Annotated in this window: 19 protein-coding genes and 1 pseudogene; 6 read left to right on the top strand and 14 right to left on the bottom strand. The window is 67.1% G+C overall.

The genetic code is table 11. The features are described from left to right. Both KK131_RS17450 and KK131_RS17445 read right to left on the bottom strand, forming a co-directional pair. Nucleotides 1-322, bottom strand: a pseudogene (locus tag KK131_RS17450) (nitrite reductase, copper-containing); the annotation flags it as partial. Between the two features lie 116 nt (nucleotides 323-438). Next, nucleotides 439-1,689: an NnrS family protein gene (locus KK131_RS17445; protein ID WP_214558138.1), complete on the bottom strand. Its 1,251-nt coding sequence runs from the start codon at nucleotides 1,687-1,689 to the stop codon at nucleotides 439-441. A 238-nt stretch (nucleotides 1,690-1,927) separates the two neighbouring features. On the opposite strand from KK131_RS17445, the gene KK131_RS17440 reads away from it, so the two are divergent. Further along, nucleotides 1,928-2,698 (top strand): hypothetical protein, encoded by a 771-nt coding sequence (locus tag KK131_RS17440; RefSeq protein ID WP_214558137.1) that lies wholly within the window; start codon nucleotides 1,928-1,930, stop codon nucleotides 2,696-2,698. Nucleotides 2,699-2,765: 67 nt separating this feature from the next. Here KK131_RS17440 and KK131_RS17435 read toward each other — a convergent pair whose 3' ends face one another. The 6 genes from KK131_RS17435 to hppD all read right to left on the bottom strand — a co-directional run bounded on the left by KK131_RS17435 (nucleotide 2,766) and on the right by hppD (nucleotide 9,292). After that, on the bottom strand, nucleotides 2,766-3,527 hold the full coding sequence (locus tag KK131_RS17435) for a helix-turn-helix domain-containing protein (RefSeq protein ID WP_214558135.1): 762 nt from the start codon (nucleotides 3,525-3,527) through the stop codon (nucleotides 2,766-2,768). 50 nt (nucleotides 3,528-3,577) lie between these two features. Then, nucleotides 3,578-4,978, bottom strand: coding sequence for an oxygen-independent coproporphyrinogen III oxidase (hemN, locus tag KK131_RS17430; RefSeq protein WP_214558134.1), 1,401 nt, complete (start codon nucleotides 4,976-4,978; stop codon nucleotides 3,578-3,580). 265 nt (nucleotides 4,979-5,243) lie between these two features. Then, nucleotides 5,244-6,230 (bottom strand): fumarylacetoacetate hydrolase family protein, encoded by a 987-nt coding sequence (locus tag KK131_RS17425; RefSeq protein WP_214558133.1) that lies wholly within the window; start codon nucleotides 6,228-6,230, stop codon nucleotides 5,244-5,246. A 37-nt stretch (nucleotides 6,231-6,267) separates the two neighbouring features. Next, nucleotides 6,268-7,560 (bottom strand): homogentisate 1,2-dioxygenase, encoded by a 1,293-nt coding sequence (hmgA, locus tag KK131_RS17420; RefSeq protein WP_214558132.1) that lies wholly within the window; start codon nucleotides 7,558-7,560, stop codon nucleotides 6,268-6,270. Between the two features lie 166 nt (nucleotides 7,561-7,726). Continuing rightward, the gene (locus KK131_RS17415) at nucleotides 7,727-8,029 is read right to left on the bottom strand and encodes a GIY-YIG nuclease family protein (RefSeq protein ID WP_214558131.1); all 303 of its coding nucleotides are present in this window, start codon (nucleotides 8,027-8,029) and stop codon (nucleotides 7,727-7,729) included. Between the two features lie 168 nt (nucleotides 8,030-8,197). Next, complete coding sequence (gene hppD, locus KK131_RS17410) at nucleotides 8,198-9,292, bottom strand: 4-hydroxyphenylpyruvate dioxygenase (protein ID WP_214558130.1); 1,095 nt, start codon at nucleotides 9,290-9,292, stop codon at nucleotides 8,198-8,200. Nucleotides 9,293-9,402: 110 nt separating this feature from the next. On the opposite strand from hppD, the gene KK131_RS17405 reads away from it, so the two are divergent. Beyond that, nucleotides 9,403-9,864 carry a MarR family transcriptional regulator gene (locus KK131_RS17405; protein ID WP_214558129.1) on the top strand — a complete coding sequence of 154 codons (462 nt, stop codon included), beginning with the start codon at nucleotides 9,403-9,405 and terminating at the stop codon, nucleotides 9,862-9,864. Nucleotides 9,865-9,946: 82 nt separating this feature from the next. On the opposite strand, the gene KK131_RS17400 is transcribed toward KK131_RS17405, so the two are convergent. The 3 genes from KK131_RS17400 to KK131_RS17390 form a co-directional block, all read right to left on the bottom strand. Continuing rightward, nucleotides 9,947-11,455, bottom strand: a complete 1,509-nt coding sequence (locus KK131_RS17400) for an oligopeptide:H+ symporter (protein WP_214558128.1) — start codon at nucleotides 11,453-11,455, stop codon at nucleotides 9,947-9,949. Between the two features lie 169 nt (nucleotides 11,456-11,624). Continuing rightward, on the bottom strand, nucleotides 11,625-13,133 hold the full coding sequence (locus KK131_RS17395) for a peptide MFS transporter (RefSeq protein WP_214558127.1): 1,509 nt from the start codon (nucleotides 13,131-13,133) through the stop codon (nucleotides 11,625-11,627). 106 nt (nucleotides 13,134-13,239) lie between these two features. Next, nucleotides 13,240-14,088, bottom strand: a complete 849-nt coding sequence (locus tag KK131_RS17390; RefSeq protein ID WP_214558126.1) for a tryptophan 2,3-dioxygenase family protein — start codon at nucleotides 14,086-14,088, stop codon at nucleotides 13,240-13,242. A 363-nt stretch (nucleotides 14,089-14,451) separates the two neighbouring features. On the opposite strand from KK131_RS17390, the gene pdhA reads away from it, so the two are divergent. The 3 genes from pdhA (at nucleotide 14,452) to KK131_RS17375 (ending at nucleotide 18,021) form a co-directional block, all read left to right on the top strand. Beyond that, the gene (gene pdhA / locus KK131_RS17385) at nucleotides 14,452-15,537 is read left to right on the top strand and encodes a pyruvate dehydrogenase (acetyl-transferring) E1 component subunit alpha (protein ID WP_214558124.1); all 1,086 of its coding nucleotides are present in this window, start codon (nucleotides 14,452-14,454) and stop codon (nucleotides 15,535-15,537) included. Nucleotides 15,538-15,540: 3 nt separating this feature from the next. Next, a complete protein-coding gene (locus KK131_RS17380; RefSeq protein WP_214558122.1) occupies nucleotides 15,541-16,521 on the top strand; it encodes an alpha-ketoacid dehydrogenase subunit beta in 981 nt (326 codons plus the stop codon). 117 nt (nucleotides 16,522-16,638) lie between these two features. Further along, nucleotides 16,639-18,021, top strand: coding sequence for a dihydrolipoamide acetyltransferase family protein (locus KK131_RS17375; RefSeq protein WP_214558121.1), 1,383 nt, complete (start codon nucleotides 16,639-16,641; stop codon nucleotides 18,019-18,021). A gap of 63 nt (nucleotides 18,022-18,084) precedes the next feature. On the opposite strand, the gene KK131_RS17370 is transcribed toward KK131_RS17375, so the two are convergent. Further along, a complete protein-coding gene (locus tag KK131_RS17370) occupies nucleotides 18,085-18,729 on the bottom strand; it encodes a DUF6348 family protein (RefSeq protein WP_214558150.1) in 645 nt (214 codons plus the stop codon). Nucleotides 18,730-18,731: 2 nt separating this feature from the next. After that, the gene (locus tag KK131_RS17365) at nucleotides 18,732-19,250 is read right to left on the bottom strand and encodes a M48 family metallopeptidase (protein WP_214558119.1); all 519 of its coding nucleotides are present in this window, start codon (nucleotides 19,248-19,250) and stop codon (nucleotides 18,732-18,734) included. Nucleotides 19,251-19,309: 59 nt separating this feature from the next. On the opposite strand from KK131_RS17365, the gene KK131_RS17360 reads away from it, so the two are divergent. Further along, a complete protein-coding gene (locus KK131_RS17360; RefSeq protein WP_214558117.1) occupies nucleotides 19,310-19,693 on the top strand; it encodes a VOC family protein in 384 nt (127 codons plus the stop codon). A gap of 15 nt (nucleotides 19,694-19,708) precedes the next feature. Here KK131_RS17360 and KK131_RS17355 read toward each other — a convergent pair whose 3' ends face one another. Beyond that, on the bottom strand, nucleotides 19,709-21,937 hold the full coding sequence (locus KK131_RS17355; protein ID WP_214558115.1) for a DUF5916 domain-containing protein: 2,229 nt from the start codon (nucleotides 21,935-21,937) through the stop codon (nucleotides 19,709-19,711). Nucleotides 21,938-22,012: the final 75 nt, after the last annotated feature.

The following is a 22,012-nucleotide window of genomic DNA, read 5'->3' as shown; positions in this document are numbered from 1 at the left end:
TGCCCGGCACCGTGCCGCCGAAGGTCCAGAACGTGTAGCTCACCCCTTCGGAGATCGGCATCTCCTTCTCCACCACCTCCAGCTCCACGATCACCTTCGCCGGGTAGTTGCGGTTGACCGGCGGCGGCACCTGCGGCGGGCTGGTCAGCACCGCGTGGATCGGCTCGCCCTGCGGCGGGCCGAAGTCGCCGCGGACGTGCTCGGCCGGGGCGCTGGCGGTCGGGGCGGCATCCGTCTTGGCCGCGGCCTGCGGCTTGCCGGAACAGGCCGCCAGCGTCAGCAACGCGGCGGCAGCGACAACGAGGAGCGGTGAACGTGACATGGGGCGGTCTCCGTGAGTTCTTGCGCATCCTAGGCGATCACCCCGCCGCCCTACTGACCTGGATCAATTTGAACCACGTTGGCGCCCCTCTGCGTCACCCTGTCACAGACCCTCGCTCAGCCGGGCTTGCCGTCCGCCCGCGGAGTCAGGTAGATCCACGCCGAGCGCAGCACCCACGGCAGGAACGCCAGCAGCCAGCCGTACGCGGCGATCACCAGCCACAGGTAGACGTCGCCGCCCAGCTCGGCGCGGATGCGCAGCAGCGCCACCACCTGCAGCAGCCCGAAGCACAGCCAGGCCACCTTGCCCATCTGCAATGGCCGGCCGGAATGGCCCTGGGTCACCCGGGTCACCATCGCCACCAGCATCGAACCGAAGAAGCCGATCCCCAGCGCATGCAGCGGCGCGCGGCCAAGGACGAGATGCCCGCTGGCCGCATACGCCACGTCCTGCACCGCGTACAGCACGAACGCCACCGGCAGCCACGCGAACGCCAGGTGCAACACCGCCAGCAGGCCCGGGCGCATCGCCTTCCACGGTTGCCAGGTCAGCGCATGCCAGGCGAACACCAAGGCCAGCGGCACGTCGGCCAGCCACAGCCAGCCCAGCGCGCCGCGCCATTCCAGCAATAGATGAGCCAGCAGCAGCCCCCACACCACCGGCAGGCTCCAGTCCGGGCGAACCACCTTGTAGCCCGCCACCACGTTGCCGCTGAAGAACGGCAGCATGCGGTGCATCACCGTGAAATAGATCGGCAGCAGCAGGCCGTACGTGCCTAGCTTGATCGCCAGCAGCGCGCAATCCGCCGGTGCGCCGGACAGACAGGCCAGGAACACCGCCAGTCCCAGGCTGCCCAGGATCAACGCCGCCAGGCAGGAACGGGCGTGACCCTTGCGCTCCGCGGTCGAGGCGCGCAGCACCGCCGCCAGGGTCCACACGCCGATCAGGTAGCCGGCCAGCATCACGGCCACGCCAAGCTTCAGCAGCCATGCCAGGTCGAGCAGGCCCACGTTCGCCAGCACGTAGCCGCCGAACACGCAGCCGGCCACCGGCACGTAGCGCGTCCACGGCAGATCCGGCCGGCCCAGCCAGCGCGGGAACACGGTGAGCAGGAAGCCGAACATGAACAGCGGGAACAGGCCGTACTGGATCAGCATCGCGTGCGCCCAGCCCGGCGGGATCGGCGGCTGCGGCCAGCCGGCCAGGCCGAAGCGCATCCAGGTCAGCTCCACCGCCCACCACGCCATGCTGAGCAGCACCGCGATGCTGCCGGCCAGGAACAGCGGCCGATGCGGCGCGGCGGCGAGCAAACGGGGGAGCCCGGCAAAAGCCGAAGGCACGGAGCCGGTGGATTGCGGTTCGGACATGACGTCGGCAGCCGGAGCGAGAACGATTCGCCATGCTGCCACGCCGTCGCCGGCGGCAGCCATGACCTGCATCAAACGGGCCACCAGTGCCGTGTCGCCATGCGAATCGGGCGGCCGCGTCGGCAGATTCGCAATCCGTTTCACCAGCGTATGCTCGCAACGCTTTGCCGGGTCACGAAGCGCCCAGGGGATACCCATGACCCACATCGTGGGGGCAATCGCCCCGAGGGGAGTCATCATGAAACGCATGAGTGTGTGGCTGGCGCCGGCAGTCGCGGCGCTGTGCCTGGGCAGCGTCCAGGCGGCGGCAAAAGACCAGGCGAACGTCGTCCGTGATTACACCGACACCGTGGCCCCGGCCGACCAGCAAGCCTATGAGGCGGGCATCAAGAGCTACAACCAGTGCCTGGCCCAGCACGGCTTCAAGTACGCGTGGACCGCCTGGGTGCATGAAACCGGCGACGTCTACAGTTATTCCTACGTCACCGAGCCGATGACATGGGCCAGCTTCGACGCCATGCACGACGCCGGCAAGGCCTGCGATGCCACGTTCAGGGCGCAGGTGAATCCTCACCTCAAGGGCGAGACCAGCGCCTTCATGCAGGGCGATCCCGAACTCAGCCACCTGCAGACAGACACGCTCGGCACGCCCGCCTTGATCGAGGTCACCTACTTCAAGCTGAAACCGGGCCAACGCAAGGCATTCGAGGATGCGGCCAGGAAGATCTACGCCGCCGCGAAAAAGACCAAATGGACGGGCTACTCGATGTTGAACGAAGTCGTCGACGGCGGCGAAGGCGCACCGGATTTCCTGCTGGTGAGCCCCGCCAAGAACTGGGCCGATCTGGGCAAGGAGATCGATCCGACGTTGTGGAAGATGCTCGAGAACGCCTACGGCAAGGCGGATGCGGATGCGCTGCGCAAGACACTGCGCGAGGCCATCCAGGAAAGCCCGTCACACGTCGACAGCTACAACGCGGGGTTGAGCTACCGGCCCACAGGCAAGTAGGGCCGCGATAAAGTCCATCGGGCGACCCGTGCTGCGGGCCGCCCGATGCCCGCAGACCACGGCAACCTCACTCTGGCAGCAGCGCCTGCCCGATCTCGCGCAGCTTCTTCGGGTTCAGCAGTTCCAGTTCGCGCCCTTCGATCTCGATCAGCTGCTGGCTGCGGAAGCGGCTGAGCACGCGGCTGACGGTTTCCGCGGCCAGGCGCAGGTAGTTCGCGATGTCGCCGCGCGACATGCTGAGGTGGAAGCGCGTGGCGGAGAAGCCGCGCACGGCGTAGCGGCCGGCCAGGTCCAGCAGGAACGCGGCGACGCGCTCGTCGGCGCTGTGGTCGCCGGCGAGCAGGCTGGCGGTGCCCAGCTCCTTGCTCAGCATGCGGAACAGGTGCTGCTGCACGGCGGGAATGCGCGAAGCCAGCGCGCTCATCGCGGGGAACGAGAAGCGGCAGAAGTAAGCCGTGTCCAGCGCCACCGCATCGCACGGGAAATGCTCGGGGTAGATCGCGTTGAGGCCGATCACCTCGCCGGGCAGGTAGAAGCCCAGCACCTGCTCGCGGCCTTCCTTGTCGACCATGCGCGTCTTCACGGTGCCTGCGCGCACGGCGAAGATCGCGCGGAACGGATCGCCGGTGCGGAAGATGTGCTCGCCGGCGCGGAACGGCCCCACATGCTCGACCAGGCACTGCAGCTCGGCCAGCTCCGGCTTGTCGTAGCCGGCCGCGATGCAGGCGCTGGAGAACGCGCAGGTGCCGCAGAAACGCGTCTCGTCGCCGTCGTCGGCAATCGGGCTGGGCGGCTCGGGCAGGCGGCCTGCCATGGGCTTGGATGGCATGATGGTGATGGGCTGCCGGGTCGGGGCTGCGTGGATCAGATCACACGCACTCAGATCACGCGAGAGTAGCGTGGGGCCTGTGCCGCGTCGTCCAGGTAGGCGTCGAAGCACATGGCGATGATACGCAACAGCAACCGCCCCCGCGAGGTCACCCGGATCTCGCGCGGGCTTTCCAGCACCAGCCCGTCGTCCAGCAGCGGCACCAGGCGCTGCCGCTCGCGCACGAAGTATTCGTCGAACAGCAGCCGGTGGCGCGCGCCGAACGCCTGCTTGTCCAGCGTGCCGTGGCACATCAGCTCGTTGATCAGTTCGCGCCGGATCACGTCGTCCTCGTCCAGCGCCAGCCCCCGCACCACCGGCAGGCGGCCGGCGTCCAGCGCCGCGTAGTAGCCGATCAGGTCGCGTGCGTTCTGGCTGTAGCTGTCGCCGATGCGGCCGATCGCGCTGACGCCCAGGCCCACGATGTCGCAGTCGCCGTGCGTCGAGTAGCCCTGGAAGTTGCGCTGCAGCGTGCCGGCGCGCTGCGCCAGCACCAGTTCGTCGCTCGCCTTGGCGAAGTGGTCCATGCCGATGTAGACGTAACCGGCCGCCGACAGGTGCTCCAGCGCGCGGCCGAACAGCGCCAGCCGGGTGGCCGCGTCGGGCAGGTCGGCGGCGTCGATCTGCCGCTGCGCCTTGAACATCTCCGGCAGGTGCGCGTAGCCGTACACCGCCACGCGATCCGGGTTCAGCGCCACCACCTGGTCCAGCGTGCGGCTGAAGCCGTCCACACTTTGCAGCGGCAGGCCGTAGATCAGGTCGACGCTGGCCGAGCGGAAGCCCGAGGCCCGCGCCGCCTCGATCACCTCGCGGGTCTGCTCGAAGCTCTGGATCCGGTTGACCGCCTTCTGCACCGCCGGATCGAAATCCTGGATGCCCACCGATATCCGGTTGAAGCCCAGCTCGCCCAGGTTGCGAATGTAGGCGCCGTCGGCGAAGCGCGGATCGATCTCGATGCCGTATTCGCGCGACGCCTCGTGGCTGAAGCTGAAATGCCGCGCCAGCGATTCCAGCAGCTCGCCCATGTGCGCGGTATCGAGGAAGTTCGGCGTGCCGCCGCCGAAGTGCAGCTGGCGCACCGGCCGGTCGCGGTCGAACAGCGGCGCGATCAGCTCGATCTCGCGGTACAGCCGCTCCAGGTAGCGGTCAGCCTGGGTCACGTCGCGGGTGATCACCCGGTTGCAGCCGCAGTAGAAGCACGGGCTCATGCAGAACGGCACGTGCACATAGAGCGACAACGGACGCGGAATCGGCTCCTCGTTGGAGGCGCGGATCATCTCGCGCAAGGCCGCCTCGTCGAAGGCGGCCTTGAACTGCGGCGCCGTCGGGTAACTGGTGTAGCGCGGCCCGGCCACGTCGTAGCGGGCGATCAGCGCCGGGTCGAATTCGGGAGGTGTGATGGGAATGGCCATGGCAGCGAGTCTGTCGAGCCGCCCGCCAGCGCGCCTTGATCCGGATCAAGGCGCGCATCGGTCGCGACGACCTGCCGCAGCCGTACATGGCCCTTCGACTCCGCCGCTGCGCGGCTACGCTCAGAGCCTGCCCCGGACTTGATCTGGGGGTGAACGGCTGGGGCTGTGGGCTCTCGCCACCGTCCGGGCCGAGCCCTTCGACAGGCTCAGGACAGGCGTGGCGCCGCAGGCGCGGGGTCGAAGCCGCGCGCGGCCCAGGCAGGTTTCAGCGCTTCAACGGTTCGATCTTTTGCTCGATCGAGCCGAAGATCGAGGCGCCGGCGGCATCGGTGACGTCGATCTTCAGGCGGTCGCCGAACTTCAGGAACGGCGTGGTGGGATGGCCGTCGCGCAGGGTTTCCACCGTGCGCTGCTCGGCCAGGCAGGAGGCGCCCTTGCCGGTGTCTTCGTTGGCGATGGTGCCGGAACCGACGATGGTGCCGGCGGTCAGCGGCCGCGTCTTGGCCACGTGGGCGACCAGCTCGGCGAAGCTGAACTGCATGTCGACGCCGCACTCGGCCTCGCCGAACCAGGCGCCGTTCAACCAGGTGCGCATCGGCAGGTGCAGCTTGTCGCCCCGCCAGGCCTCGCCCAGTTCGTCCGGCGTCGCCAGCACCGGCGACAGCGCCGAGCGCGGCTTGGACTGCAGGAAGCCGAAGCCCTTGGCCAGCTCGCCCGGGATCAGCCCGCGCAGGCTCACGTCGTTGACCAGGCCGACCAGCTGGATGTGTTCGGACGCCTGCGCTGGCGTCGCTGCCATCGGCACGTCGTCGGTGACCACGACCACTTCGGCTTCCAGATCGATGCCGTAGTCCTCGCTGGGCACGACGACCGGATCGCGCGGACCGAGGAAACCGGCGCTGGTCGCCTGGTACATCAACGGGTCGGTGTAGAACGACTTCGGCACTTCGGCGCCGCGGGCGCGGCGCACGCGCTCGACGTGCGGCAGGTAAGCGCTGCCGTCGACGAACTCATAGGCGCGCGGCAAGGGCGAGGCCAACGCGTGGAGGTCCAGCGCAAACGCGCCCGCGGCATGGCCGGCATTCAGCTCATCGGACAGCGCATTCAGCCTGGGCGCCGTATTCGACCAGTCGTCCAGCGCCGCCTGCAGCGTCGGCGCGATGCCGCCCGCCTTCACCGCGCGGGAGAGATCGCGGCTGACCACCACCAGCGTGCCGTCGCGGCCGCCTTCCTTGAGAGATCCGAGTTTCATCGTGCTGCCTTGTGTCAGATGCGTGGAGGGATCGCCGTCACGGCGCGAAGTGCTTGCGGATATCCTGCCAGCATCGGTAGTAGTCGTGCTGCAGTTGCGGCGCGTCCAGCGCCTGCTGCGTGGGGCGGATCACCTTGCGCGTCTCGAACATGAAGGCCATGGTGCCGCCGATCACGTCCGGCTTCGACAGATCCGCGTTCGACGCCTTCTCGAACGTGGCCGCATCCGGGCCGTGCCCGCTCATGCAATTGTGCAGGCTCGCGCCGCCGGGCACGAAGCCCTCGGCCTTGGCGTCGTACACGCCGGTGATCAGGCCCATGAATTCGCTGGCCACGTTGCGATGGAACCACGGCGGCCGGAACGTGTGCTGCGCCACCAGCCAGCGCGGCGGGAAGATCGCGAAATCCACGTTCGCCGTGCCGACGGTGTCGCTGGGCGAGGTCAGCACGGTGAAGATCGACGGGTCGGGATGGTCGACGCTGATCGAGCCGATCGTGTTGAAGCGGCGCAGGTCGTACTTGTACGGCGCGTAGTTGCCGTGCCAGCCGACCACGTCCAGCGGCGAGTGGCCGATCTTCGCGATCCACAGCGCGCCCTGGAACTTCGCGATCAGCTCGAACGCGCCTTCGACGTCTTCATACGCCGCGCGCGGCGTGAGGAAATCCCGCGCGTTCGCCAGGCAGTTCGAGCCGATCGGGCCGAGGTCCGGCAGGCGCAGCAGCGCGCCGAAGTTCTCGCAGACGTAGCCGCGGGCTGCCTCATCGAGCAGGTCGACGCGAAAGCGCACGCCGCGCGGGATCACCGCGATCTCCTGCGGCTCGACTTCGATCACGCCCAGCTCGGTGGCCAGCCGAAGCCGGCCCTGCTGCGGCACGATCAGCAGTTCGCCGTCGGCATCGTAGAAGAACCGCCCCTGCATCGAGCGATTGGCCGCATACACGTGGATGCCGATGCCCGCCTGCTCGGCCGGTCCGCCGTTGCCGGCCAGGGTGACCAGGCCGTCGACGAAGTCGGTCGGCGCGGACGGCAGCGGCAGCGGATCCCAGCGCAGCTGGTTCGGCGTGGCCGGGGCCTCGTCGAAGCGGTTGTGGAACGCGGCGTGCGCCAGCGGCCGGAACGGTTCGTGCACCGCCGCCGGGCGGATCCGGTACAGCCAGCTGCGCCGGTTGGCGTGGCGCGGCGCGGTGAACGCGGTGCCGGACAGCTGCTCCGCGTACAGGCCGTGCGCCACCCGCTGCGGCGAGTTCTGGCCTTGTGGCAAGGTGCCTGGAATGGCCTCGCTGGCGAACTCGTTGCCGAAGCCGGATTGGTAGTGTGATGACACGTTCACTGCGGATACTCCGAATTTCCTGTTGAGGCTGGCTTGCCCTTCGACTTCGGCCCTTTGAGCCTACGCTCAGAGCCTGCCCCGGACTTGATCCGGGGGAGAAGCGGCGCACCCATACCGTTCTCGCTGAGCCCTTCGACAAGCTCAGGATGGACGGAGTCGAAGCGCCTCACAACAAACGCTGATACCGATGTTTCCCTTTGGCCAGATCACCGACAGCTTTCCAGTCACCAGCCATGTACGCCAGTTTCTTGGCCCTGCTCCAACCTTTCAGCTTGCGCTCCATGGTCAAAGCTTCGTAACGCGTTTCGAAACCTTCCGTGTGGATCAATTTTTTCAACGGACGGCGGGTCGAGGTGTAGACACAACCCTTGCCTTCGTCGTGCTGCGTCAGTCGTTTGCCGAGATCATCGGCATGGCCGATGTAAAAGCTTCCGTCGGCGCATTCGAGGATGTAGAGGGTAAATTCCATTTCGCTGGCTTCCTTGCCGGTTTATTCGCTTGACTGCCCTTCGACTTCGCCGCTACGCGGCTACGCCCAGGGCGAACGGCGACCGAATCAAGCGGTACCGCCGCAACCGCTCACCCTGAGCGCAGGCCCGAAGGGCCGGAGTCGAAGGGCCGCGCAGAACTTCCGGACTCACAAGAATCCACGCTTCATCTGGTCGCGCTCGATCGACTCGAACAGCGCCTGGAAGTTGCCCTCGCCGAAGCCTTCGTTGCCCTTGCGCTGGATGATCTCGAAGAAGATCGGGCCGATCGCGTTCTGGGTGAAGATCTGCAGCAGCTTGCGCTGCTTGGTCTCCGGGTCGGCGTCGATCAGGATCTTGTTCTTCGCCAGCCGCGCCACGTCCTCGCCATGGTCAGGCACGCGCACGTCGATGACCTCGAAATACGCGTCCGGCGTATCGAGGAATTCCACGCCGGCAGCGCGCATCTTCTCGACCGTGGCGTAGATGTCGTCGGTGAAGCAGGCGATGTGCTGTATGCCTTCGCCGTGGTAGGCGTCGAGGTACTCGTTGATCTGGCTCTTCGGGTCGTTCGACTCGTTCAGCGGGATGCGCACGATGCCGTCCGGCGCGGTCATCGCCTTCGACACCAGGCCGGTCTTGACGCCCTTGATGTCGAAGTAGCGGATCTCGCGGAAGTTGAACAGCTTCTCGTAGTAGTCCGACCACTTCTGCATGTTGCCGAAGTACAGGTTGTGGGTCAGGTGGTCGATGAAGGTCAGGCCGAAGCCGGCCGGGTTCTGCCCGGCGCCCGGGATGGCCTCGTAATCGGCGTCGTAGATGCTGCCGGCGCTGCCGTAGCGGTCGACCAGGTACAGCATGCAGTCGCCGATGCCCTTGATCACCGGGGCATTCACTGCCTTGCTCGCTTCCTTGTGGCCGACCGCTTCGCCGCCGTTGCCGAGCACGGCGGCAAGCACGTCCCCGGCCGGCTTCTTGAAGCGGATCGCGAAGCCGCAGGCGCTCGGGCCGTGTTTCGCGGCGAAGTCGGCGGCGAACGAATCCGGATCCTCGTTGAGCAGGAAGTTCACGCCGTTCTGCCGGTACACGGTGATCGGCCGCGTCCTGTGCCTGAGCACGGCGCTGAAGCCCATGCGCTTGAACAGGTCGTGCAGTTCGTTGGCGCGGCCGGCTGGGGCGGCGAACTCGACGAATTCGAAGCCGTCGATGCCCATCGGGTTTTCGAACGTGGTGACCTGCATGCCAAGGTTCGGCTGGGCGTTCATGGCGCTCTCCTGTCTGTCGGTGCACGATGGCAGCACATGAGCGTGCCACCATCGGGGTAACCCGCACGTTATAGTTTCATGTGAAACCATTTGCAAGGATCACCGCCGCAATGCCCGCCAAGCGCCATCCAGCCCCCGCCACTGCCGAGCACGCCCCGCTGCAGCTGGAGCATTTCCTGCCGTACCGGCTGTCGATCCTGTCCAACACGATCAGCCAGGCCATCGCCGACGACTACCAGAGCCGCCACGACATCTCGATGACCGAATGGCGGGTGATGGCCGTACTGGCGCGCTACGCCGGCCTGTCCGCGCGCGAGGTGGCCGAGCGCACCGCGATGGACAAGGTGGCGGTGAGCCGGGCGCTGGCTCGGCTGGTCGAGGCCGGCCGGGTCGACCGCGCGGTGCACGACAACGACAAGCGCCGCTCGGTGCTCAACCTCAGCGACGCCGGCTGGGCGATCCACGACGAAGTCGCGCCGATGGCCCGGGCGCGCGAACGCGAGGTGCTGGCGAAGCTCAACGCCGAAGAGCGGGTGTGGCTCACGCGCATCCTGGACAAGCTGCTTTCCTGACGGGATTCGGGATTCGGGATTCGGGATTCGAAAAAGCCGGGGCTTCGTACTTCGCTCTTGGACGAATCCCGAATCCCGCCCCTCAACGCACCCCGTGCATCAGCTTGTTGATCAGCGGCGAGACCGCCAGCAGCAGCACGCCGGCACCGGCCAGCAGCCAGAAGCTGAAGGTGAAGCCGTCCAGCGCCGAGGCGGCGGTCATGCCGCTTTCCCCGCTGATGCGGCCGGCCAGCAGGCCGGACAGGTTGCCGCCCACCGCCAACGACAGGAACCAGCCGCCCATCGCCAGGCCGACCAGCCGCGGCGGCGCCAGCTTGGTCACCATCGACAGGCCGATCGGCGACAGGCACAGCTCGCCCACGGTCTGCAGCACGTAGCACAGCACCAGCGGCCAGAACGGAATCAGCCCCTGACCGTCGAGCAGGTGCGACAGCGCGTACATCAGCACCGCGAAGCCCAGCCCGTTGAAGACCAGGCCCAGGCCGAACTTGCGCGGGATCGACGGCTCGCGGCGGCGCGCCGCCAGCAAACCCCAGACCACGGTGACGAGCGGCGCCAGCAGCAGGATCGCCAGCGGGCTCACCGACTGGAACCAGCCCACCGGGAACACCCAGCCGCCGAACATCTCGCGGTCGACCAGGTTCGCCGCAAGGAAATTGAACGACGTGCCGAGCTGGAAGTAGAACATCCAGAACAGGATGTTGAAGGCGAAGATCACCAGCATCGCCACCACGCGATCCACCTGCACCCGGCCGTGCTTCAGCGCCTCGACCAGCAGCATCGCGGCCACGCCGGCGAACAGCACGCCCAGCATCCACGACAATCCCGTGGTGACGAACGCCAGCAGCAGGTACACCAGCGGCACCGCCACCACCACGCCCAGCAGCACCCACGCCACGCGCATCCGGCTGGCGGCTTCCGGCGCGGGACGGCCCACGCCCTGCAGGCCGCGCCGCCCGAACCAGAACCACAGCAGGCTGAGCAGCATGCCGACGCCGGCGGCGCCGAACACGATGCGGTAGTTCTGCTGCATCGGCGTGTCGGTGAAATGGCTGGCCATCCAGCCGGTCAGCAGCGGCGCCAGCAGCGCGCCGCCGTTGATCCCCATGTAGAACAGGGTGAAGCCGCGATCGCGGCGCGGGTCGTCGCGTCCGTACAGCTGCCCGACCATGGTGGAGATGTTCGGCTTGAACAGCCCGTTGCCGACGATCACCATCGCCAGGCCGGCCAGGAAGATTTCGCGACTGGGCAGCATCACCGCGAACAGGCCCAGCGCCATCACCAGCGCACCGATCAGGATCGAACGCTGGTAGCCGATGACCTTGTCCGCCACGTAGCCGCCGAAGATGCTGGAGGCATAGATCAGCGCGGTATACGCGCCGAAGATGCTGCTGGCCCAGGCCTGGCCGGACGGATCGCCGTTGTAGAAGTGCGCCACGATGTACAGCGCCAGCGCCCAGCTCACGCTGTAGAACGCGAAGCGCTCCCAGAACTCGGTCATGAACAGCATCCACAACGGCCGCGGATGGCCGAGCAGCTGCGGGTAATCGGGCGTCGATACGGTATCGCCGGCGGTGCTGGTCTGGCTCATGCAATCCTCTCGTCGGCATGCGTCAGGCAGCCGCAAGCGCCCAGATGTAACCGGGCGCCGGCACCACGTCAATGTTGAGGCGGGATTCGGGATTCGGAATTGGGGATTCGCAAAATGCAGCGGCGACGCGAGTTTTTGCTCTGTCCGAATCCCGAATCCCGAATCCCGGCTATCGAACCCCGTGCATCAGCCTGTTGATCAGCGGCGCGATCAGGAACAGCACGATGCCGCCGCCGAACAGGATCCAGAAGCCCATGGTGTAGCCGGACAGCGCCGAGTCCACGGTCATGCCGGTTTCGCCGCTGACGTGGCCGGCGAACAGGCCGGCCAGGTTGTTGCCGATCGCAGTGGACAGGAACCAGCCGCCCATGCCCAGGCCGACCAGCCGCACCGGCGCCAGCTTGGTCACCATCGACAGGCCGATCGGCGACAGGCACAGCTCGCCGGCGGTCTGCAGCACGTAGCACAGCACCAGCGTCCACAGCGGGATCATGCCGTCGTCGCCGACCAGGCTGGACAGGGCATACATCAGCACCGCGAAGCCCAGCGCGTTGCCGATCAGGCCCAGGCCGAACTTGCGCGGGATCGACGGCTCGATGCGGCGCTTGTCCAGCCACGCCCAGACCAGGGTGATCAGCGGCGCCAGCAGCACGATCGCCACCGGATTGACCGACTGGAACCAGCCGATCGGGAACTCCCAGCCGGCCAGGTTGCGGTCGACGATGTGCTGCGCCAGGAAGTTGAACGAGCTGCCGGCCTGCTCGAAGAACATCCAGAACAGCACGTTGAAAGTGAAGATGATCAGCATCGCGACCACCCGCTGGATCTGCACGCGGCCGGTGCGGATCGCCTCGATCACCAGCATCACGCCCACGCCCAGGAACAGCACGGTCAGCAGCCACTGGATCACCACCGCGCCGGCCTTGTCCATCAGCAGGTAGACCAGCGGGATCGCCACCAGCACGCCCAGTGCGACGTACACCATGCGCATGCGGCTGGCCTGGTCCGGCGCCGGGCGGCCGACCGGACCGAGCTGGCGGCGGCCGAACCAGAACCACACCAGGCTGATCAGCATGCCCACGCCGGACGCGGCGAACACCACGTGGTAGTTGTGGTGGCCGGGCGTGCCGAACACCTTGCTGGCGAGGATGCTGGTCAGCACCGGCGCGATCAGCGCGCCGGCATTGATGCCCATGTAGAACAGCGTGAAGCCGCGGTCGCGGCGCGAATCGCCCTGCGCGTAGAGCTGGCCCACCATCGAGGAAATGTTCGGCTTGAACAAGCCATTGCCCACGATCACCGTGGCCAGGCCGAACATGAACACCGCGTGGTTCGGCACCATGATCATGAACAGGCCGGCCGACATCACCACCGCGCCGAGCAGGATCGAGCGCTGGTAGCCGAGGATCTTGTCGGCCACGTAGCCGCCGAACACCGCAGTGGCGTAGACCAGCGCCAGGTAGGCGCCGTAGGTGCGGCTGGCATCCGCCTGGCCGGCGTCGTTGCCGTCGTAGAACTGCGCCACGATGTACAGCGTGAGCGCCCAGCGCATGCCGTAGAACGCGAAGCGTTCCCAGAACTCCGACATGAACAGCATCCACAGCGGACGCGGATGCCCGAGCAGTTGCGGGTAGTCGGGTACCGGCCTGGCATCGCCGGAGAGTGTGGTGTTGCCCATGCCTGACCCCTGAGTCTGTCGACTGATCGAAAGATATTACGAGTGGTCAGATGTAACCGCAGGCTGCGCGCCCGTCAAATGCGCTGCAGCACGAGCCGCTGGCGGCTCAGCTGCCCAGCACGGTGCGCACGTCCAGCAACTCCGGGAAGAATTCCAGGTCGAGCGCCTTCTTCAGGAAGCTCACCCCGGACGAACCGCCGGTGCCGCGACGGTGGCCGATGATCCGCTCCACCGTCTTCATGTGGCGGAAGCGCCACAGCTGGAAGCTTTCCTCCACATCCACCAGCTGTTCGCACATGTGGTACTCCGGCCAGAACTCCGCGCGCTGTTCGTAGATGCGCTTGAGCACCGGCAGCAGTGCCTCGTTGCGCCGGTAGGCTTCGGTCCAGTCGCGCTGCAGCAGTTCAGCCGGCACCGCATGGCCGCGCCGCGCCAGGTAGCGCAGGAATTCGTCGTACAGGCTGGGCGCTTCCAGCACCGCACGCAGCTCGGCCTGCGCGGCCGGATCGTGCGCGAACACCTTGAGCATGTCGGCGTTCTTGTTGCCGAGCAGGAACTCGATCTGGCGGTACTGCAGCGACTGGAAGCCCGACGACGGCCCCAGCACGCCGCGGAATTCCAGGTACTCCGACGGCGTCAGCGTCTCCAGCACCGCCCACTGCTCGAACAGCTGGCGCTGCACCTGCTTCACCCGCGCCAGGATCTTCAGGCAGGCATCGATGTCGTCCGCCTGCAGATGCGCCACCGCCGCCTTCAACTCGTGGATCAGCAGCTTCATCCACAACTCGGATACGTGGTGCTGCACGATGAACAGCATCTCGTCGTGATGCGGCGGCTGGCTCAACGGCTGCTGCGCGGACAGCAATATGTCCAGATGCAGATAGCCGCCGTACGTCATCTGCCCGTTGAGATCGGTCTGGATGCCCGCTTCGAGATCGCGCTGGTTGTCGCTCATGGTGTTCCGTCACGTTTCCGGAAAAGGCTCATGGTAACGGCTGCGTACCATTCGATACCTTGACCGAAGACAAGCCGCACCTTTCACTCCAGCAGGCCGGACTCTTGAGCCAAACAGGTCGACGCTTTTCTTGCCATGCCGTTACCCGGCCGGGAAAGTCAGCCGTAGCATGGCCTGGCGGCATTCACGGCCAGGCAAAAGCCTCTCCCCATACGCCCACGAATGCTGCGCCGTACCTTGCAGCGCAACATGCCCGCCTGTTATCAAGCGCGGTCTTGTTCGGTCGTTTGTGTGTCCGTGGATCCTTCGGGGACACACCATCAGCCAGGTTTTCCCCTCTCTTCCTCACCCCCGGAGCGAGTCGTGACCATCGCCGCCAAGTTTGAAATCGAATACCTGCAGTACCTCGATGCCGAGGGCAAGCAGGTACGTGATGATCTGCCCGAGTTCGCGAAAGACCTCGAGCACATGGTCAAGCTGTACAAGCTCATGTTGTCCACCCGCGTGTTCGACGCCAAGTCGATCGCGCTGCAGCGCACCGGCAAGCTGGGCACCTACGCCAGCTGCCTCGGCCATGAAGCGGCGCACGTCGGCATCGGCAGCGCGATGAAGCCGGAAGACGTGCTGGCGCCGAGCTATCGCGAATACGGCGCGCAGCTGTACCGCGGCGTGCAGCCGCGCGAGGTCTACATGTACTGGGGCGGCGACGAGCGCGGCAACGACTACCAGAAGGAACCGGCGCGGCACGACTTCGCCTGGTCCGTGCCGATCGCCACGCAGTGCCTGCATGCGGCAGGCAGCGCGCTGGCGTTCAAGATCCGCGGCGAGAAGCGCGTGGCGGTGTGCACGATCGGCGACGGCGGTTCGTCCAAGGGCGACTTCTACGGCGCCATCAACATCGCCGGCGCGCAGAACCTGCCGCTGGTCTGCGTGATCGTCAACAACCAGTGGGCGATCTCGGTGCCGCGCAAGATCCAGTCCGGCGCGCCGACGCTGGCACAGAAAGGCATCGCCGCGGGCCTGTTCTCGATCCAGGTGGACGGCAACGACATCATCGCCGTGCGCAAGGCGATGGAAGACGCGCTGGAACGCGCGCGCAGCGGCCAGGGCGGCAGCGTGATCGAAGCGGTGACCTACCGCCTCGGCGACCACACCACCGCCGACGACGCGCGCCGCTACCGCGGCGAGCAGGAAGTGAAGGACGGCTGGGAAAAGGAGCCGATGAAGCGCCTGCGCAACTGGCTGGTGGCCAGGAAGGTGTGGGACGACGCGAAGGAAGAAGCCTGGAAGGCCGAGTGCGACGACTGGATGGACAACGAGGTGAACGCGTATCTGGAGACCAAGACCCAGCCGGTCTCCGCGATGTTCGACTACACCTTCGCCGAAGTCCCCGCCGATCTCGCCAAGCAGCGCGATGTCGTCCTCTCGCTTGAAAACAAGGGCCACTGAGTCATGGCACAAATCACTCTCATCGAAGCAGTTACCCAGGCGCTCGCCTACGAAATGGCGCACGACGACTCCGTCGTGGTGCTGGGCGAGGACGTCGGCGTCAACGGCGGCGTGTTCCGCGCCACCCAGGGCCTGCAGGAAAAATTCGGCGAGCTGCGCGTGCTCGACACGCCGCTGGACGAAACCACCATCGCCGGCGTCACCGTCGGTCTCGCCGTGCAGGGTATGAAGCCGGTGGCCGAGGCGCAGTTCGAAGGTTTCATCTACCCGATGATGGAGCAGATCGCCTGCCACGCCGCACGCATGCGCAACCGCACCCGCGGCCGCCTCACCGTGCCGGCCGTGTGGCGTGCGCCGTGGGGCGGCGGCATCCGCGCACCGGAGCATCACTCCGAGGCGAACGAGCACCTGTTCACCAACATCCCCGGCCTGCGCGTGGTGATGCCGTCGTCGCCGGCGCGTGCCTACGGCCTGCTGCTGGCCGCGATCCGCGACCCCGATCCGGTGATGTTCTTCGAGCCGAAGCGCATCTACCGCCAGTACAAGGAAGAGGTGCCGGACGACGGCGAGGCGCTGCCGCTGGACGTATGCTTCGTGCTGCGCGACGGCACCGACGTGACCCTGGTGAGCTGGGGCGCGCAGGTGAAGGAAGCGCTGGAAGCGGCCGACGAACTGGCCGCCGAAGGCATCAGCGCCGAAGTGATCGACGTCGCCACGCTGACCCCGCTGGACTTCGACACCATCGCCGAATCGGTACAGAAGACCGGCCGCTGCGTGATCGTGCACGAGGCGCCGAAGACCGCCGGCTTCGGCGCCGAGATCGCCGCCCGCCTGGCCGAGGAATGCATGTACGACCTGCTCGCCCCGGTCGAGCGCGTCACCGGCTTCGACACCCACATCCCGCTGTTCCGCCTGGAAATGAAATACCTGCCGAGCGCGGAGCGCGTCGTCGACGCGGCGAAGCGCACGCTGGCGGCGTCATAATCAGCGCTGGAATGCCGCGTAGGGCGGGCACTGCCCGCCGCACTACCGCAGCTGGCCGCGCGAGACCTGAGCAAAAGCCGGCGGGCCATGCCCGCCCTACAACACGGATCTGATCCCATGGCTGATATCAAGACGTTCTACCTGCCCGACCTCGGCGAAGGCCTGCCCGACGCGACCGTGGTCGAGTGGCACGTGAAGGTGGGCGACAGCATCAAGCTCGACGCGCCGCTGTGCTCGATGGAAACCGCCAAGGCGGTGGTCGACGTGCCCTCGCCGTACACCGGCAAGGTCGTCAAGCTGCACGGCGCGCCCGGCGACATCATCGAGACCGGCGCCGCGCTGGCCGATTTCGAGCCGGACCCGAACGCGAAGCAGCGCGCCGAAGCCGAGTCCACCGGCCACCACCACGGCCCGAAGAAAAGCGTGGGCAGCCCCGCACCGGACGACGGCCACAAGGTGGTCGCCTCCGACGAAGGCGGCGAAGTCGAAGAGACGGCGGCGGCACGCGAAGACGAAGGCACCGTGGTCGGCGCGATGGTCAGCGGCAACCACGTGCACGTCGAGCAGGCCGCCAGCATCGGCGGCGTCAAGGCCGTGCCGGCGGTGCGCGCGCTGGCGAAGAAGCTCAAGGTCGACCTCAGCCGCGTGCGCCCCAGCGGCGCCGACGGCGTGGTGACGATGAAGGACGTCAAGGACGCCGCCGCGAACGGCTCGGCCGCGCTGGGTGCCGCAGCGGCCCGTGCCGTGCCCGCCTCCGCCGGCCGCCACCTGGCGCCGGAACTGCCGCAGCCGGAGCCGCAGCGCGGTCCCGTTTCGCTGGCCGGCAAACCGGTGCGCACCGCGCCGCCCTCGCAACAGGCCAGCGGTCAGCCGGAGCAGTTGAAGGGCGTGCGCCGCAACATGGCCCGCGTGATGGCCGATGCGCACGCCCAGGTCGTGCCGACCACGCTCGTCGACGACGCCGACCTGCATGCCTGGATCGGCAAGCAGGACATCACCGCGCGGCTGATCCGCGCCATCGTGTTCGCCTGCAAGACGGTGCCGGCACTCAACGCCTGGTTCGACGGCAAGAACCTCAGCCGTACCTTGCACCCGCATGTCGACATCGGCATCGCGGTCGACACCGACGACGGCCTGTTCGTGCCGGCGCTGCGCAACGCCGACGTGCTCGACGCGGCCGGCGTGCGCGCCGCGATCAAGCGCCTGCGTACGCAGGTGGAGGACCGCACGATCCCGGCCTCGGAGCTGTCCGGCTATACCATCAGCCTGTCCAACTTCGGCATGTTCGCCGGCCGCTACGCGACGCCCGTCGTCGTGCCGCCGACCGTCGCCATCGTCGGCGCCGGCAAGCTCAGCCACGACGTGGTCGCCGTGATCGGCGGCATCGAAGTGCACCGCCGCATGCCGCTGTCGCTGACCTTCGACCACCGCGCCGCCACCGGCGGCGAAGCGGCAAGGTTCCTCAAGGCGATGCTGGACGACCTGGCCCTGCCGAACTGATCGGGCCGCAACCGCGGAAACAGACAGGGCGCCCGCGGGCGCCCTGTCTGTTTCCGCCGGCGGTCAGTAGTCGCGCACGTCCAGCAGCATGAAGCAGCGTGCGCTGTAGTCGCCGCCGTGCGGCCACGGGGCGGCGGTCAATGCCAGCGTTCCCGCCGTCCACAGTTCGTTGTCGAGCAGCGCCTCGCAGCGCGAATCGCCCTTGGCGTCATGGCTGTGCACCAGCCGCAGCCAGTGCAGCTCGGGTGTCAGCGCCTCGCGTTTGAGCGCAGCCTCGATCGACGCCAGCGCCTCGGCCGGCATGCTTGCAGCGTCCGCACCCCGCGCGCTGAACGGGCCGATGAACACGTCCCACGTGCGCACGCCGATATCCCACGCGGCGATCCGCATCCTGCGCTCGTCGGTGACGTACCAGCAGGCGGCCAGCAGCGGGTGGAACACATCCTGCTCGAACGTGTGCAGGGCATCGCGGCAGCCGGCTTCGCCGCCGCCGATGCCGGCGAAGCTCTCTTCGATGTAGCGCTCCTCGCTCAGCACCACGTCGACGTCGAGCCGGCCGGGCTCGCCGGCCGCGCCCTCGTGCCAGGCGGCACGGATCGCAGGGAAGTCGCCGTCGGTGACCAGCCAGCCGTCCTCGTCAGCCTCCAGTTCGACATCGTGCCGCTCGAACAGCCGCAGCAGGTATTTCTGTAGCGCCGCACTGTCCATCGTCATTCCCGGTGGTTCACGTTGATCGTCGAGGGCAATTCGCGCCAGGTCAGGTACACGCGCAGATCGAACTCCCGCTGATGGTAGTCCGGCAGCATGTACTGGCACAGTTGATAGAACGCCTTGTTGTGATCGATTTCCCTCAGGTGCGCCAGTTCGTGCACCACGATCATCTGCAGGAACTCCGGCGCGGCGGCCTTGAACAGGCTGGCCACGCGGATTTCCTTCTTCGCCTTGAGCTTGCCGCCCTGCACGCGCGAGATCGCAGTGTGCAGGCCCAGCGCGTTGCGCAACACGTCGAGCTTGCTGTCGTACAGCACCTTGTCGATGGCCGGCGCGTTCTTCAGGTGCTGCTGTTTCAGCGACGCCACATAGGCGTACAGCGCCTTGTCGCTCTGCACCTCATGGCGACCCGGATAACGCTTCGTCAGGTGCTCGCCCAGGCGCTCCTGCGCGATCAGCTCGCGTACCTTGTCCTGCAAGGTGGCGGGATAGGCCTGGAGGTATTTGAGTGGAATCATGCGGGGTATTCTCGCACTGCGCCGCTTCGCGCGTTTCGACAACCCGATGGAGGCACCCCATGCACCACAGCCGACTCTGCGCCATCGTCATCGACTGCCACGTCGACGAACTCGCGCCCGTCGCCGATTTCTGGAGCCAGGCGCTGGGCAAGCCGATCGCCAGCGTCGACCAGGACGGCGACGGCAAGTACGCGGAGCTGCAGACCGCCGCGGACGAACCGATCATCCTGCTGCAGAAGGTGGACCATGCCAGCCGCGTGCACCTGGACATCGAGACCGACGACCTCGACGCCGAGGTGGCGCGGCTGGAGCAGCTGGGGGCGCGCCGCATCGCGTTCGTGCGCGAACGCTGGTGGGTGCTGGAGGCGCCCAGCGGGCATCGTCTCTGCGTGGTGCAGCGGCAGCGCAAGGCATTCGGACCGCACCTCAACACCTGGGACTGAAAGCCAGGCGCCGGACTAGATGTCGAAGCGGTAGCTCAGCTTCACCAGCAGCTGCTCATCGTCGCGCAGCGCCAGGCTGCGGCCGAACACGTCGCCGGTATCGCGCGCCTGATCGTCCATCGCGTAGCCGCCGCGGCCGTAGACCACGTACAGGTACGACAGCGGCGCCAGCTCGTAGCGGTAGCGGATCTGCAGGCCGAGATTGCGCACGCTGAAGTCGTCGACCGGCTCGTTGCTGGCCACCGCGCGACCGTTGCCGCCCACGCGGTAGGCGCCACGCAGGCGCGCATCCAGGCCGATCGCCTGCAGCTTCACGCGCAGCTCTTGGCGGTTGCCGATGCTCCAGTCGAAACCGGCATCCAGCTGAAGCGTGTGCTCGTCGTAGCGGCCGATCAGGTTGTCGTGCTGCCACACCAGCCAGTCCGGCGTGTGTTCGTAGTACGGACCGGCGTAGACGCTGAACGCGTCGTTGACGAAATAGGTCGGGATGAACTTGACGTTGTAGCCGAGCTGCCGATTGCCGCCCAGTCCGCCGCTGAGGACTTCCGCGTCCAGCTTGAATGCCCAGTCGCCATGGCGCGGGCTGATGCGTTCGTAGGCCAGGTCCACCGACGGCGGGAGGAACAACGCGCCGTTGCCGCGGGTGAGCAGGTCGTCCCAGCCCGCGCTGTTGACGTTGAGCTGCACGATTTCGTTGGCACCGTCGCGCAGGTCGCTGTTGCGGCTGATGCGCAGCTGGCGGCGCAGGCGCAGGCCATGGTCGTTGTCCAGCCCGTCGATGCGGAAGCGCCATTCGTGCGAGCTGTAGGCGGAATCGGCCGGCAGCGCGGTGTTGCGCTTGCGCACTTCCCAGTGGCCGTAGTTGAAGTTGTTGCGCTCCAGGTAGCCGAAGTCGTTGACCTGCAGCTGGTCGCCGAAATGCATGCCCAGCCACTGCTGGCGCCAGCCATCGCCCATCTCGAGATCGGCGATGAAGGTGCCGCCGGTGTCGCGCGTGTGCGTGCCCGACTGCAGGATGTCGCTGCCGACCACGTTGGTGGCGATGGTCAGCTGCGGCGTCGGCCGCCAGTGATGATCGACGCCGAGCACGGTGGCCTCGCGATCCAGCCACGGGCGGTCGACCCGGGTCAGCAGCATGCCCAGGCTCTGGTCGCCGAAATCGTGGGTCACCCGCGCGGCGCCGAAAAAGCGCCCAGCCTCGCCGTCCTCGTCGGCGGCCAGCACGCCGTAGCTGGTGGTGCCGAAGCTGCCGTTGAGCTTCACCGCCGCATTGATGTCGGCCGCGCCGCGGCCGTCGTCGGACGAGCCGCCGACACGACGCGTATAGACCAGCTGGCTGTAGTCGTCGAGCAGGCTGAAATCGAAGATGCCCTGGTTCTCGGTGAAGAACGGCCGCTTGTCGCGAACGTAGGTCTCGGTGGCGCTGAAGTTCACCACCAGGTCGTCGCTCTCGACCTGGCCGAAGTCCGGATTCAGCGCCGCGGTGAGCTGGAACTGGCCGTTCGGCTTCCACAAGAGGTCGGCGCCTTCCTGGAAGTGGCTGCGGCCGCGCACGTTGTCGTACAGGCCGGACACGTACGGCGTGATCGCCAGCAGCGACTGGCTGTACTGCGGCACCTCGACCCGGCTGAATGCGGACAGGAAGCGCGGCAGCGTGAAGCTGGCCACCGGCCACGAATCGCGCTCGCCGGTCGAACCGGTCACGCGGTCGAGATAGACCCCGATCGTGCGCTTGCCGTCCAGAGCGGTGTGCATCGGCGCGATGTACCACGGGATCAGTATCTCGACCGTCCAGCCTTCGGCATCCTCGCTCACCGCATGCAGCCAGTTGCCGTCCCAGTCCTTGTTGAACTGGTTCTCGTTGGTGACCACGGCGTCGTTTATGCCGCCGGTCGAGCTGACCACGAAGTCGTAGCCGGTGCGCCCGTCGCCGTTGAAGTCGACCATCAGGTTGACCCGGTCGACCTGGTCCTCGAAGTCGCGCTGCACGCGCTGCCGCGTGCGCGGCACGTCGGCCGGCTGGTCGCAACGGAACGCCACGGCCAGGCCCTTCGGCGTGGCCAGGATCCAGGCTTCGGTATGCAGCGAGCCCGGCTTGCCGGTGAGCGGCTGGGTCTGCCGGAAATCGGCGACATGCTGCGCGCCCTTCCACTCGTCCGCACCGATGTGGCCGTCGATGTCGACGGCCAGCGCGGGCGCCGACAGCGCAGCCAGGGTAACGAACAACAGGCATGCCATGCGCATGTCAAAAACTTCCACGGGGATGCGGCACAGGATTGCGCCATGGGGGCGATGGATTCGCCATATCGGATAGATGCG

The organism is Rhodanobacter sp. LX-99, assembly GCF_018599185.1.
Taxonomy (GTDB): Bacteria; Pseudomonadota; Gammaproteobacteria; order Xanthomonadales; family Rhodanobacteraceae; genus Rhodanobacter.
This window is presented reverse-complemented; position numbering and strand designations above follow the sequence as displayed.